A 13,165-nucleotide genomic window follows, 5' to 3' on the forward strand; every position below is an offset into this window, starting at 1 on the left:
ACGCTGGATAGTAATCATGGGGTTGCGTGCTGTTGTACGCCGTACTTTGTCCAAAGGCGATCCAGTTCACCCTTTTGTTGCAGCGCTGCCAGCCACTGTTCCAGCTGGGCAGGGGTAATGGGGGCCTCAGGGTGAAGGATGGCGCGGTGTTGATACTGTTGATCCCATTTTTGCGAGATCAGCAGCTGGTCGGCTGTGTCGGGATTGGCCTGCAGATACTGGTTAAGGTACGAAACGTTGAGAATGGCTACCTCGCCGCGCCCTTTGAGTAGCGCTTGCAGGGCGCTGACGTTGTCTTTGACCAGGGTGATATTGAGCTTGCGCTGCAGGTAGAGAGGATCGGCATTGAACTGGCCGACGCCGTAGTGATAGCCGGTCACCCCGATGAGGTGATGGCTGGCAGGATCGTCAAAAAAGCGCTGATCCCGGCCCGCTTTGTTCAGGGCCACATAGACCTCGCCACCACCGAGGAAGGGGGTTGTCATCTTGAATTTATCGGTGTCCCAGCCCCACTTGGTGTCTTCAAACAGCATCAGCGAGAAACGGCCCAGATCGAGCGCCTTGTAACGGTTGGCGGCCGAGGTGGGAACAAAGACGAAGGTCACCTCTTTCTGTACGGCATTGAGCTGGTCGATAAGCTCCAGGGTCAGTCCTTCATAGCGGGAATCGGGGAGTTTGACCACAAAGGGGGCATAGGGGTATCCACCAACCTTGATGAGGGGATGGCTCCAGCCAGAGAGGCTGAACAAGAGCAAAAACCAGCACCAATATCTCATGGGATCCCCAAGGCAATAGCTTGCTCCCAGATTCGGCTAATCTGCGCCGCTTTTCAAGCTGTTAAGGGAATTAACACAGCGCTGTTCGGCGGCTTCCAGCTCGGCCATCACCATCTGGATATCCTCCAGTTGCTGGCGCAGGGCGCCGCGTTTTGCCTCGATCAGCTGGATCATGGAGTGGAGCTGGGTTTTGCTCGATTTGTCGGTGTCGTACATATCGAACAGCTCGCGGATCTCGGCCAGGCTAAACCCCAGCCGTTTGCCGCGCAGGGTCAACTTGAGCCGGATCTTGTCCCGATGGCTGTAGATGCGGGTTTGCCCCTCCCGCAGCGGGGTGAGCAGCCCCTCATCCTCGTAGTAGCGGATGGTGCGCGGCGTGACATCGAACTCGTGGGCCAGCTCCGAAATGCTGTAGGTGATCTCCTTGCCGGGCAGGGAACGGGACATGGTCATGACTCCTGTTGCTGGGCGTGTGGCTGGCAGAGGCGGGCACGCAGCCGCTCGGCATTGGCGTGCAGGGCCTGACCGACCCGCGAGCCGTTGGGGCGAGCGAGCTGCTCGCTCACCCACTGGCCGGTGGCCGCCAGTTTGTCGAGATCCACCCCTGTCGTCATGCCAAGGCCGTGCAGCAGGTAGACCACCTCTTCTGACGCCACATTGCCGGAGGCGCCCGGCGCATAGGGGCAGCCGCCAAGCCCCGCCACCGAGCAGTCGATGGTGCGAATGCCGCGCTCCAGCGCGGGTAGCAGGTTGGCCAACCCCTGGCCGTAGGTGTCGTGAAAATGGACCGCGAGTCGACCCGCCGGGATCTCGTGCAGCACAGCATCCAGCATGGGGGCCACGGTGCCCGGGGTGCCGATGCCTATGGTGTCCCCCAGCGAAATTTCGTGGCAGCCGAGATCCAGCAACTGTTCGGCCATGGCGGCGACCCGTTTCGGGCGGGTCGGGCCATCGAACGGGCAGGCGATGACGGTGGAGAGGTAGCCGCGCACCTTGATGCCGAGGCGGCGCGCCTCCTGCACCAGCGGGGCGAAGCGCACCAGCGACTCCTCCACACTGATGCCAATATTGGCGCGGGTAAAACCGTCGGAGCAGGCGGTGAAGAGGCCAATCTCATCGGCGCGGGCGGCAATGGCTGCCTGCAAGCCTTGCAGATTGGGCACCAGAGCGCCGTAACGGGTTGAGCCCTTGCGCGGCAGTGCCTCGAACAGCGCAGCGGAGTCCGCCATCTGCGGCACTTTTTTGGCAGAGACAAAGGCACCCACCTCGATGCGCTGCAGGCCGCTGTCGGTAAGGCGCTGGATCAGCTCCAGCCGCTGTACCAGGGAGAGGGGCGCAGCTTCATTTTGCAGGCCATCTCGCGGCCCCATCTCCACCAGACTGACCCTGTCGTCACGGACGTCCTGTGATCGGTTCATGGGTGTTCCTCCTCTGAAGCAGTCTCTTCGGCAAAGCTCACCAGCACGGCTCCCTGGCTTACCTGCTCGCCCTGTTTGCACTGCAGCGCCTCAATTACCCCGTCCCGCTCTGCGCGCAACTGGTGTTCCATCTTCATCGCCTCCAGCACCAGCAGGGGTTGCCCCTTGCTGACCGTTTGGCCTTGCTCGACCAGTACGGCCACCACGATGCCGTGCATGGGGGCAATGGCACCCTGCGCCTTCTCATTCGCCTGATCATGATGGTGACTTCGCTGCTGATCATCGGTTGCGAAACGGATGCGCTGGCCCGCCAGGGTCATGATGAAGGTTGCCTCCGAGCCTGCGACCGTCTGAATGGGGATCTGTTGCCAGCAGCCACCCTGTTGCAGGCGGATATGGTCATCGCCTCTCTGGTAGCAGCAGATCTCCCCTTGCCACCCAAACTGGCCGCCATGATCGTTAAGGGTCAATACCCGGCGCTCATCACCGATGCGCACTGCCGCCGTCCAGCTGCGAACCGGCCCCAGCCGAAATCCGCAGGCTTGCTGCCAGGGGGAGGTGCCCGCAGGGCGGCTCGCCAGCCAGAGGGCGGCCAGCGGCCAGGCGAGCTCAGGAATGGGCCGTGCTGTGGTGGGTATGGGCCATTGGGTATGGTGGCCCATGGCCAGGACGTCGGGCTCTTCACACAGGCGCAGCAGCAGCGGGCCGTTGTGCACCAGCGGGCCGAGATCCAGTGCCGCCAGCGCATCGGCCAGTTGAGCGAACGCCTCGGCGCGACTCTGGCCGTAGGCGATCAGCTTGGCGATCATGGGATCGTAATAGGGGCTCACCTCATCGCCAGCGGTAACGCCGGTGTCGATGCGCACGCCAACGGGCCAGTGGAGCCAGTGGATAGGCCCGCTGGCAGGCAGAAAACCGGCCGCCACATCCTCAGCGTATAGGCGCGCCTCCACCGCATGGCCGCGCAGCACCACTTCCTCCTGAGTGAGTGGCAGCGGCTTGCCTTCGGCTACGGCCAACTGCCAGGCCACCAGATCCTGCCCGGTCACCGCTTCGGTGACCGGATGCTCTACCTGCAGCCGGGTGTTCATCTCCATAAAGAAGAACTCATCCTTGCAGAGTAGGAACTCGATGGTGCCAGCCCCCTGATAGTGGATGGCCTTGGCTGCGGCCACGGCTGCCTCCCCCATGGCGCGGCGCAGAGCCGGAGGGATGTCGGGGGCGGGCGCCTCTTCGATCACCTTCTGATGGCGTCGCTGCAAGGAGCAGTCCCTATCCCCCAGATAGATGGCGTTGCCGAGGCTATCGGCAAAGACCTGTACTTCCACATGTCGAGCCTGGGGCAGATAGCGCTCCAGCAGCACCAGATCGTTACCAAAGGCGGCCTTGGCTTCCCGTTTGACTGCCGCCAGCGACTCGTCAAAGTCGGCCAGCTGATCGACCCGGCGCATCCCCTTGCCACCGCCGCCACTGGCCGCCTTGATAAGTAGCGGGAAGCCAATCTGGCTCGCCTGATCGCGCAAAAAGTCCGTCCGCTGATCCGTGCCGTGATAGCCAGGTAGCACAGGTACGCCGGCAGCCTGCATCAGCGCCTTGGCGCCCGATTTGTCGCCCATGGCGAGAATGGCGGCGCCGCTTGGACCGACAAAACGCAGGCCGCGCTGTTCGCAGGCGGTGGCAAAATCGCTGTTTTCCGACAGAAAGCCGTAACCGGGATGGATGGCATCGGCGCGCGCCTCTTTGGCAATCTTCAGCACCTTGCCGGTGTCGAGATAGCTCTCTCTGGCCGGTGCGGGCCCCAGATGCCAGGCCTCATCGGCCAGGTGGGTGTGCATGGCGTGGGCGTCGGCATCGGAGTAGAGGGCGATGGTGTGAATGCCGAGGCGTTTCGCCGTCTTGATGATGCGCACAGCGATTTCGCCGCGATTGGCGATCAGCAGGCGCTTAATCTGAGTGTGATTGGTCATGTCTCATCCTTGAAACGGGGGCGCCAGGCGGGAGGACGTTTGTCGAAGAAGGCCTGCATCCCCTCCTGGGCTTCGAGCCCCACCCGAACCCGGGCGATGGTCTCGACAGTTTTCTCTTCGTGCAGGCGGGAAGGATAGGCATCTATCGCCGCCAGCAGCCGTTTGGTTTCTTTCATCGCTTCCGGCCCGTTGCGGCACAGACGAAGGGCCTGCGCCCGTCCCTCCGCCAGCAGTTGATCCGGTTTGCAGAGTTGATGCGCCACATTGAGCCGACAGGCGGTAATGGCATCGAACGGCTCGGCACTGAGCATGTAGCGGCGCGCCTGACGCATTCCCATGGCACGTACCACGTAGGGGCTAATCACCGCAGGCACCAGACCCAGGCTCACCTCAGAGAGGCAGAAGCGGGCATCGTCGCTGGCCAGCACCAGATCGCAGGCGCAGATGAGGCCCAGCGCCCCGCCATAGGCGGCCCCCTGCACCAGCGCTACCGTGGGGAAGGGGAGCTCGTCGAGGGTCTGCATCAGCCGCGCCAGTACCCGGGCGTCTTCGCGATTGTGCTCGAAATCGGCGTGGGCCAGATTGCGCATCCAGTTGAGGTCGGCGCCCGCGCAAAAGTGTTTGCCCTCGGCACGTAGCAGCAGGGCGTGAGGACGTTCGGCGAGATCATGACCATGAAGATGGGCCAGATCATCGAGACAGTCGAGCAGCCCCAGCATCAGGTCGGCATCAAAGGCGTTGTGGCGGGCCGGGCGCGACAGCACCAGCTCGGCCAGCGGGCCGTGCCGCTCCAGCCGAAACGGGCCCTGTGTTGAAGAGCCAAGTGCTGAGGAAGTAAGTGGATCTGACATGGGTTTGCTCCTTACATCCGGAAGATGCCGTACTGCTCGGGTTCAATGCGGGCCCCCTGACAGGCGGCGAGCGCCAGTGCCAGTACGGTGCGGCTCTGGGCCGGGTCGATGACGCCATCATCCCAGAGGCGGGCGCTGGCGAAGTAGGGGTGACCCTGCCGCTCATACTGCTCGATCACCGGGGCACGGATGGCGGCCGCCTCCTGCTCGCTCAGGCTCTTGCCCTCGGCAGCCAGCTTGTCCCTGCGCACCTGCACCAGCACCCCGGCAGCTTGTTCGCCACCCATGACAGAGATACGGCTGTTGGGCCAGCTAAAGAGAAAATCGGGCTCATAAGCGCGGCCGCACATGCCGTAGTTGCCGGCACCAAAGCTGCCGCCGACGATCAGGGTGATCTTGGGCACCCGGCTGCAGGCCACTGCAGTGACCAGCTTGGCGCCGTGCTTGGCGATCCCCTCCTTTTCTGCGCTACTCCCCACCATAAAGCCGGTGATGTTCTGCAAAAAGAGCTGCGGGATGGAGCGGCGATTACAGAGCTGGATAAAGTGGGCCCCCTTCTGGGCACTGTCGCTGTGCAGCACGCCGTTGTTGGCGAGGATCCCCACCTCCATGCCGCAAATGCGGGCAAAGCCGGTCACCAGAGTGGTGCCGAACAGCGCCTTAAATTCGTCAAAGTCAGAACCATCCACCAGTCGTGCAATCAGTTCGCGGGCATCGTAAGGGCGTTTGAGGCTGGTGCCCACCAGACCGTAGAGCTCCTCGATCGGGTAGCAGGGGGGCTCGTAGCCGGGGCTGCTCTCTATCGGCTCGTTACCCAGATGAGTAACCAGCGTGCGGGCGATGGCCAGCGCATGGGCATCGTCACGGGCCATATGATCAGCAACGCCGGAGTGGGCACAGTGCACTTCAGCGCCGCCCAGGGCCTCGGCGCTGATCTCCTCGCCGGTGGCGGCCTTGACCAGCGGCGGACCCGCCAGAAAGATGGTGGCCTGCTCCCTGACCATGATGGATTCATCCGCCATGGCGGGCACGTAGGCGCCGCCTGCGGTGCAGAGCCCCATCACCACCGCCAGCTGCGGGATATTCTGGGCCGACATGCGGGCCTGGTTGTAGAAGATGCGACCAAAGTGATCCCGGTCGGGGAACACCTCATCCTGCATCGGCAGAAAGGCGCCGCCGGAATCCACCAGATAGAGGCAGGGGAGACGCAGCCGCTCAGCGATGGTCTGGGCACGCAGGTGTTTTTTCACGGTGAGCGGGTAGTAGGTACCACCCTTCACGGTGGCGTCGTTCACCACCAGCATGCAGAGCCTGCCCGAGACCCGGCCGATGCCGGTGATGATACCGGCGGCGGGTACCGGCTCGTCATAGACCTGCCAGCCAGCCAGCGCCGACAGTTCGAGAAACGGGGAGCCCGGGTCCAGCAGCTGATTGATGCGCTCGCGGGGCAGCAGCTTGCCACGGGCCTGATGGCGGGCGTTGTTGGCCGCGCCGCCCCCTAGCGCGATCTCGGCAATGCGGGCGTGGAGATCGTCGACCAGCCCCTGCATGGCGGCCCGATTGGCCGCATATTCCGGGCTCGCCGTGTCGAGGCGGGAGTGGATACGACTCATGCATTTTCTCCCATCAGCTCGCGGCCGATGAGCCAGCGGCGGATCTCCGAGGTGCCGGCGCCGATCTCGTAGAGTTTGGCGTCCCGCAGTAGGCGGCCAGTGGGGTATTCGTTGATGTAACCGTTGCCGCCGAGCAGCTGGATAGCGTCGAGGGCCATCTGGGTGGCGTTTTCGGCGGCAAACAGTATGGCTGCGGCGCAATCTTTACGGCTGGTGCGACCCTGATCGCAGGCGCTCGCCACCGAGTAGACCAGCGCCCGGCTGCTGGCGAGGCGGGTATACATGTCGGCGAGCTTGCCCTGCACCAGCTGGAACTCGCCGATGGCTTGACCAAACTGCTTGCGCTCACGCACATAGGGCAGCACTACATCCATGCAGGCCTGCATGATGCCAAGGGGGCCCGCAGCCAGCACCACCCGCTCGTAATCGAGCCCGCTCATCAGCACCTTGACCCCGCCGTGCAGGGTGCCCAGCAGGTTCTCCTGCGGCACCCGGCAGTTGTCGAACACCAGCTCGCAGGTGCTGGAGCCGCGCATTCCCAGCTTGTCGAGCTTCTGGGCGGTAGTGAAACCGGGAGTCCCCGCCTCGACGATAAAGGCAGAAATCCCTTTGGGACCGGCACTGGCATCCGTCTTGGCATAGATGACGAAGGTGTCGGCATCCGGGCCATTGGTGATCCACATCTTGTTGCCGTTCAGGACGAAGTGATCCCCCTCGCGCTCCGCGGTCAGGCGCATGCTGACCACATCGGAGCCTGCGCCCGGCTCGCTCATGGCCAGCGCCCCCACATGCTCGCCGCTCACCAGCGGGGGGAGATAGCGTGCTTTTTGCTCCGCCGTGCCGTGGCGGTGGATCTGATTGATACAGAGATTGGAGTGGGCGCCGTAGGAGAGGCCGACCGAGGCGCTGGCGCGGCTCACCTGTTCCATCACCAGCACATGGGCGAGATAGCCGAGGTTCACCCCGTCATACTCCTCGGTCACCGTGATGCCGTGCAGCCCCAGCTCACCCATCCGGGGCCAGAGATCGCGGGGGAAGGCATTGCTCTGATCGATCTCGCTGGCGCGTGGGGCGATCACTTTCTGGCAGAAAGCCGCAACCTGTTCGGTCAGGGCATTCAGAGTCTCATCCATCTGCATCCATGCTCTCCTTGCGGATATGACAGTCGGGTAGGAAGGTTGGTTCGACCGGCTGACTCTGCGTTATGGCTGGCAGTGGTCGGTCCATTTTTGTACTTCACTTCTGCCACAAGTTTACGTTAGCGTAAACGTAAATCAATTGTTAATCTGTTGTGTGTCGATAAAGCGGTGGTAGTGAAAGAGTCAGCAGCTACCACGACAACAGCGCCATAGTGGCAGATCCGACTGACGCAGCGTGTGGGCGCCGCGTCATAAAGCACTAATGCGGGAAAATATGCGCGGGGCAACAAGGGAGTGAACGACAAGATGGATTTTACCCTGACCGATGATCAACAGGCGTATGTGGAGGCGGCCGCCGCCTTTGCCGATGAGGCGCTCAAACCCCATGCCGCGCGCTGGGACAAGGAGCATGATTTTCCGATCCCGACCATCAAGCTGGCGGCCGGGCTAGGTTTTTGTGGTCTCTATACCCCGGAGCAGTTTGGCGGATTGGGGCTGCCGCGCCTCGATGCGAGCCTCATCTTCGAACGCCTCGCCATGGGCTGTACCTCGACCACGGCGTATCTGACTATCCACAACATGGTGAGCTGGATGCTGGGAAGCTGGTTACCCACCGAGGTTGCCAAAGAGTGGGTGCCCAAACTGGCCAGCGGCGAGTTGCTGGGCTCCTATTGTCTCACCGAGCCGGGGGCGGGTTCCGATGCTGCGGCACTCATGACCCGAGCCACTCGCGAGGGTGATAGCTACCTCATCGAGGGAACCAAGGTCTTTATCTCGGGAGCGGGCAGCACTGACGTGCTGGTGGTGATGGCCCGTACCGGTGGTGAAGGTGCGAAGGGGATCTCTGCCTTTATGGTGCCGGCTAATGCCCCCGGCGTGAGCTATGGCAAGGCAGAAGAGAAGATGGGCTGGAACAGCCAGCCGACCCGGGAGGTTGTTTTCAACGGGGTTCGCATTCCTGCCTGTTATCGGTTGGGCGAAGAGGGGGAAGGATTCAAGTTCGCCATGCAGGCCCTCGATGGGGGGCGCATCAATATTGCCACCTGTTCGGTGGGCACCGCCCAGCAGGCGCTGGACGATGCGCTGGTCTATGTGCAGCAGCGCCAGCAATTTGGTCACCCGATCAGCGAATTCCAGAGCGTGCAGTTTCGCCTGGCCGATATGGCGACCGAGCTGGCTGCCGCCCGTTTGCTGGTGCGTCAGGCCGCTGACAAGCTGGATCGCGGGGCACCGGACAAGAGTGCCTGGTGCGCCATGGCCAAACGGTTTGCCACCGATGTGGGTTATCGAGTCTGCGATGAGGCTCTGCAACTCTTTGGCGGCTATGGTTATATCCGCGAGTATCCGCTCGAGCGCTATCTGCGCGATACACGGGTACACCGCATTCTGGAGGGCACCAACGAGGTGATGCGACTCATCATCGCGCGCCGCCTGCTGGCCGATCCCGGTTTGTCGCTGGGCTAACCGGTGGTCGCATCAAGGGTGTGTTGCCTGCCACCCGATTTGCACCATGCCATGCCGGTTTCGGCTTTGTGAGCCAGCCACAGGTTGGTGTCATTCAAGCCTGTCATCATGGCGGCAGCTTCATCGACAAGGACAATGCTATGACAAGGATCAGACTCGAATATCATGGCCACGTGGCCTATATCACCCTCGACCATCCCCCTGCCAACACCTGGACTCTCGCCAGCCTGCAGGCCTTTTTGCAGGTGATGGTGGAGCTCGACAGTCGTCCCGATGTGGTGGCGCTGGTGATCCGTGGTGCGGGCGACAAATTTTTCTGCGCCGGTGCCGACCTCAATATGTTTGTCGAGGGGAATGTCGAGCTGGCCCGCGAAGTAGCCGAGGCCTTTGGCAAGGCCTTCGAGGCGCTGGCTCGTTTTCACGGCGTCAGTATCGCCGCCATCAATGGTTATGCCATGGGAGGCGGGCTGGAAGTGGCGCTGGCTTGTGATATCCGTATCGCCGAGCAGCAGGCGTTGCTGGGACTTCCGGAAGCATCGGTGGGCTTGCTTCCCTGTGCCGGTGGCACCCAGCGCCTGACCGAGCTGGTGGGGCCGGGCTGGGCCAAGCGGATGATCCTCTGCGGTGAGAAGGTGAGTGCCTCGCTGGCCTACGAGATGGGGCTGGTGGAGGAGGTGGTGAAAACCGGTCAGGCATGGGAGGCGGCGCACCAGATGGCCCATCTGATGGAGCGCCAGAGCCCGAGCGCCCTGCGCGCCTGCAAAACCCTGATCAATCAGGGCCGCAGCGGCCCGCGGGATGCCGCCTTGCCCCTTGAGCGAGCGCTGTTTCTCGATCTCTTTAGCGATGCCAACCAGCGTGAAGGGGTGGCCGCCTTCCTGGAGAAACGCTTACCGCGCTGGCAATATGGCCCAACAAAATAAATCCATACGGAGCCGTTTATGAGTGAGCCGGTCAAGGTTAGCTGTTATCCCACCGAAGATGGTCATCAGATCGGGGTGTTGACCCTCGACAGCCCGGCGTCTCTCAACGCATTGAGCCTGCCGATGATCCAGATCCTGCAACAGACGCTGACCCGTTGGGAGCAGGATCCCGCCATCGTCTGTGTGCTGTTGCAGGGGGCGGGTGAGAAGGCATTTTGTGCCGGTGGCGATATCCGCTCCTTCTATTACCGCAAACAGGAGGCAAGCGGATCGGAACTGTTCGAATATGCCCGCGACTTTTTCGAGCAGGAGTACCGGCTCGACCACCACATCCACTCTTACCGCAAGCCCCTGATCTGCGTGGCGGACGGTATCTGCATGGGGGGCGGTATTGGCCTGTTTGCCGGAGCCGATTTTCGGGTGGTGACCGAAAGAAGCCTGTTCGCCATGCCGGAGGTGACCATCGGCCTCTACCCCGACGTGGGGGCAAGCTGGTTTTTAAGCCGGATGCCGGGGCGACTCGGGCTCTGGCTCGGTCTGACTGGCGCCCGCTTCAACGGGAGTGATGCCATCGGTCTTGGGCTGGCGGATCACGCCATCGCCAGTGGCGAGCGCAGTGCGCTGTTGTCACGCCTCGCCGTACTCGACTGGGCTGGCAGTGGTGAGCCCCGTGAGCAGATCGACCTGCTGCTCAGGGGATTGCATCGTGAGGTAGCGGCCCGGTTGCCAGCGCCTGTATTGCTGCCCCATCAACAGAGGATCGGTTCCCTGCTGGCGGGGCGCACGCTGCAAGGGGTATTGGCGCGGTTGTTCGAGGCTCAGTTCGATGAACAGGAGACGGTACTCCAGCAGGCGCAGCAGCTCTGCCGCACCGGCAGCCCCATCAGCCGCGCCATTTTGTGGCGTCAATATTGGCAGGCTCGCCGCAACTCACTGGCAGAGGTATTTGCCGAGGAGCTGACCCTCTCGGTCAACTGTGTGCTCAAGGGGGATTTTGTGGAAGGGGTACGGGCACTGCTGATCGACAAGGATAAAGATCCCCGCTGGCAACAGTTGCCACCGGAGGGGGAGTGGCTGGACGAGTTCTATCGCTGGCCGCAGGGGCGCAATCCGTTGGCCTGCAAGGAATAACATCTTGGCAACCGGCGGACGCCGCCATCAGCAACGCAAGGAGCAAGCAGAATGACAAGGATCGGATTTATCGGGCTAGGCAACATGGGGGGACCCATGGCAGCCAATCTGGCCAAGGCCGGGCATACGGTGCAGGTATTTGATCTGGTTGCCCACAGTGTCGAGCGAGCCATTGCAGCGGGCTGTATTGCGGCAGGAGGTGCCCGCGAAGCGGTGACCGGCTGCGAGGTGGTGATCAGCATGCTACCTGCGGGGGAGCATGTGCGCGCCCTTTGGTTGGGCGAGAGCGCCGGTGAGTGGGGCGGGCAGGATCTGCTGGCAGCCCTGCCGGTTGGTGCACTGGTGATCGACTGCTCCACTATCGATGTCGACTCTGCCCGTCAGGTCGGGGAGGCGGCCCGCGCACGCGGTTTGCGCTTTATTGATGCCCCCGTATCGGGCGGTGTCGCCGGTGCGGCCGCCGGGACGCTCACCTTTATCGTTGGCGGCAACGCGGCGGATTTCGAGGCGGCGAAACCTCTGCTCGCCTGCATGGGGCAGAACCTGTTTCACGCCGGGACGCTGGGCGCCGGGCAGATCGCCAAGATGTGCAATAACATGCTGCTTGCGATCCACATGGCGGGCACTGCCGAGGCGCTGGCCCTCGGGGTGAAGGAGGGGCTGGATCCCGCCGTGCTCTCTACCATCATGGGCAAGAGCTCCGGCAACAACTGGAGTCTGGAGCGCTACAACCCCTGGCCCGGGGTGATGGAGAATGTCCCTGCCGCCCGCAACTATCAGGGGGGCTTTATGACCCGTTTGATGGTGAAAGATTTGGGATTGGCCATGGCGCTGGCCGAGCATGGCCACAGCGCTGTGCCGATGGGGGCGCTCGCGCGTAACCTGTTCAACCTGCATGCCGCTCAGGGGCAGGGGAGCCGCGATTTCTCCAGCATCGTCGAACTCTATCTGGATAAACAGGATCCCGCCTGACGGGCCAACTCTCTTCAAGGCATCTCCCCTCGACCAGCTACAAGGAGCATTGATGGATATCAAAGATAAGGTCATCGTTATTACCGGTGCCGGACGTGGCTTGGGACGGGCCATTGCGCTGGCCCTGGGCGCACTGGGGGCGAAGCTGGCGCTGCTAGACATCAATCGCGCCGATCTGGAGGCGACCGCCGCCATGGTTCACAGCCAGAATGGTCAGTGTGATCAAGATAGTCAGTGCGAGCTGTTTGTCTGCAATGTGGCGAGCGAAGCCGAGGTTGAAGCCGCGTTTGCCGCCATCAAAGGGCGTTTTGGCGTGCTGCACGGTCTTATCAACTGCGCCGGCATTTTGCGCGATGGCATGCTGATCAAGGTGAAAGAGGGTGAGCTGGTGGAGAAGATGACGCTGGCCCAGTGGCAGAGCGTGATTGACGTCAACCTCACCGGTACCTTCCTCTGCGCTCGCGAGGGGGCGGCGCTGATGGCGCAAGGGGGGCAGGGGGGCGTTATCATCAACATCTCCTCTATCGCCCGCGCCGGCAATATTGGCCAGAGCAACTATGCCGCCAGCAAGGCGGGGGTAGCCTCGCTGGTGGTGACCTGGGCGCGGGAGTTGGCGCGCCATGGCATTCGGGTGATGGGGATTGCCCCCGGGGTGTTTGCCACCGACATGACGGCGGCGATGAAGCCGGAGGCGATGGCGCGGATGCAGCAGGCCATTCCGGTCGGCACCCTTGGCGAGGCGCAGCAGCTGGCCGAGACGGTGAGCTTTATTTTTGCCAACGACTATCTGTCGGGAAGGATGATAGAACTGGATGGCGGTTTGCGTTTATAGGGATTTACATAATGGGCCCCGGTGTTTCCACCGGGGCTTTTTTATGCAGATTATTTATACAGAGAGTGCCTGAATGGCA

12 protein-coding genes are annotated in these 13,165 nt (G+C 62.5%); 5 read left to right on the forward strand and 7 right to left on the reverse strand.

Annotated features, from left to right (window positions below; all coding sequences use genetic code 11):
* Positions 1-14 precede the first annotated feature (14 nt).
* Genes AB5Y67_RS03205 through AB5Y67_RS03235 form a run of 7 tightly spaced genes read right to left on the reverse strand, consistent with a single transcriptional unit; the run spans position 15 to position 7,764 of the window.
* Positions 15-776 (reverse strand): ABC transporter substrate-binding protein, encoded by a 762-nt coding sequence (locus tag AB5Y67_RS03205; RefSeq protein WP_159163447.1) that lies wholly within the window; start codon positions 774-776, stop codon positions 15-17.
* Positions 777-812: 36 nt separating this feature from the next.
* Positions 813-1,223 carry a MerR family DNA-binding transcriptional regulator gene (locus AB5Y67_RS03210; RefSeq protein WP_088869132.1) on the reverse strand — a complete coding sequence of 137 codons (411 nt, stop codon included), beginning with the start codon at positions 1,221-1,223 and terminating at the stop codon, positions 813-815.
* 2 nt (positions 1,224-1,225) lie between these two features.
* On the reverse strand, positions 1,226-2,194 hold the full coding sequence (locus AB5Y67_RS03215) for a hydroxymethylglutaryl-CoA lyase (protein ID WP_199416683.1): 969 nt from the start codon (positions 2,192-2,194) through the stop codon (positions 1,226-1,228).
* Positions 2,191-4,161, reverse strand: coding sequence for a biotin carboxylase N-terminal domain-containing protein (locus AB5Y67_RS03220; RefSeq protein WP_199416682.1), 1,971 nt, complete (start codon positions 4,159-4,161; stop codon positions 2,191-2,193). Before AB5Y67_RS03220 ends, AB5Y67_RS03215 begins: the two co-directional genes overlap by 4 nt.
* Entirely contained in the window at positions 4,158-5,012 is an 855-nt protein-coding gene (locus AB5Y67_RS03225) for an enoyl-CoA hydratase-related protein (RefSeq protein ID WP_199416681.1), read from the reverse strand. The genes AB5Y67_RS03220 and AB5Y67_RS03225 overlap by 4 nt, the downstream gene beginning before the upstream one ends.
* 11 nt (positions 5,013-5,023) lie before the next feature.
* Positions 5,024-6,625: a carboxyl transferase domain-containing protein gene (locus AB5Y67_RS03230; protein ID WP_199427447.1), complete on the reverse strand. Its 1,602-nt coding sequence runs from the start codon at positions 6,623-6,625 to the stop codon at positions 5,024-5,026.
* Complete coding sequence (locus AB5Y67_RS03235; RefSeq protein WP_199427448.1) at positions 6,622-7,764, reverse strand: isovaleryl-CoA dehydrogenase; 1,143 nt, start codon at positions 7,762-7,764, stop codon at positions 6,622-6,624. The genes AB5Y67_RS03230 and AB5Y67_RS03235 overlap by 4 nt, the downstream gene beginning before the upstream one ends.
* Before the next feature lie 306 nt (positions 7,765-8,070).
* Here AB5Y67_RS03235 and AB5Y67_RS03240 point away from each other — a divergent pair, with 306 nt between their 5' ends.
* From AB5Y67_RS03240 to AB5Y67_RS03260, 5 genes are all read left to right on the forward strand, one after another.
* Positions 8,071-9,228 (forward strand): acyl-CoA dehydrogenase family protein, encoded by a 1,158-nt coding sequence (locus AB5Y67_RS03240; protein ID WP_199427449.1) that lies wholly within the window; start codon positions 8,071-8,073, stop codon positions 9,226-9,228.
* A 140-nt stretch (positions 9,229-9,368) separates the two neighbouring features.
* Complete coding sequence (locus tag AB5Y67_RS03245) at positions 9,369-10,151, forward strand: enoyl-CoA hydratase (protein ID WP_199427450.1); 783 nt, start codon at positions 9,369-9,371, stop codon at positions 10,149-10,151.
* 18 nt (positions 10,152-10,169) lie between these two features.
* Positions 10,170-11,282 carry an enoyl-CoA hydratase/isomerase family protein gene (locus tag AB5Y67_RS03250; protein WP_199427451.1) on the forward strand — a complete coding sequence of 371 codons (1,113 nt, stop codon included), beginning with the start codon at positions 10,170-10,172 and terminating at the stop codon, positions 11,280-11,282.
* A 51-nt stretch (positions 11,283-11,333) separates the two neighbouring features.
* Entirely contained in the window at positions 11,334-12,254 is a 921-nt protein-coding gene (mmsB, locus tag AB5Y67_RS03255; RefSeq protein WP_199427452.1) for a 3-hydroxyisobutyrate dehydrogenase, read from the forward strand.
* A 52-nt stretch (positions 12,255-12,306) separates the two neighbouring features.
* A complete protein-coding gene (locus AB5Y67_RS03260; protein ID WP_199427453.1) occupies positions 12,307-13,086 on the forward strand; it encodes an SDR family NAD(P)-dependent oxidoreductase in 780 nt (259 codons plus the stop codon).
* The last annotated feature ends 79 nt before the right edge of the window (positions 13,087-13,165 follow it).

Origin of the sequence: Aeromonas sp. s12, from assembly GCF_040907925.1 — a bacterium.
In the GTDB taxonomy this organism is placed as follows: Bacteria; Pseudomonadota; Gammaproteobacteria; order Enterobacterales; family Aeromonadaceae; genus Aeromonas; species Aeromonas veronii.

Excerpts from the sequence above, each read along its gene's own strand:
- AB5Y67_RS03215 (WP_199416683.1), bottom strand. The coding sequence starts at position 2,194 with ATGAACCGATCACAGGACGTCCGTGACGACAGGGTCAGTCTGGTGGAG.
- AB5Y67_RS03205 (WP_159163447.1), bottom strand. The coding sequence starts at position 776 with ATGAGATATTGGTGCTGGTTTTTGCTCTTGTTCAGCCTCTCTGGCTGG.
- mmsB (WP_199427452.1), top strand. The coding sequence starts at position 11,334 with ATGACAAGGATCGGATTTATCGGGCTAGGCAACATGGGGGGACCCATG.
- AB5Y67_RS03220 (WP_199416682.1), bottom strand. The coding sequence starts at position 4,161 with ATGACCAATCACACTCAGATTAAGCGCCTGCTGATCGCCAATCGCGGC.
- AB5Y67_RS03245 (WP_199427450.1), top strand. The coding sequence starts at position 9,369 with ATGACAAGGATCAGACTCGAATATCATGGCCACGTGGCCTATATCACC.
- AB5Y67_RS03235 (WP_199427448.1), bottom strand. The coding sequence starts at position 7,764 with ATGCAGATGGATGAGACTCTGAATGCCCTGACCGAACAGGTTGCGGCT.
- AB5Y67_RS03210 (WP_088869132.1), bottom strand. The coding sequence starts at position 1,223 with ATGTCCCGTTCCCTGCCCGGCAAGGAGATCACCTACAGCATTTCGGAG.
- AB5Y67_RS03260 (WP_199427453.1), top strand. The coding sequence starts at position 12,307 with ATGGATATCAAAGATAAGGTCATCGTTATTACCGGTGCCGGACGTGGC.
- AB5Y67_RS03230 (WP_199427447.1), bottom strand. The coding sequence starts at position 6,625 with ATGAGTCGTATCCACTCCCGCCTCGACACGGCGAGCCCGGAATATGCG.
- AB5Y67_RS03250 (WP_199427451.1), top strand. The coding sequence starts at position 10,170 with ATGAGTGAGCCGGTCAAGGTTAGCTGTTATCCCACCGAAGATGGTCAT.
- AB5Y67_RS03240 (WP_199427449.1), top strand. The coding sequence starts at position 8,071 with ATGGATTTTACCCTGACCGATGATCAACAGGCGTATGTGGAGGCGGCC.
- AB5Y67_RS03225 (WP_199416681.1), bottom strand. The coding sequence starts at position 5,012 with ATGTCAGATCCACTTACTTCCTCAGCACTTGGCTCTTCAACACAGGGC.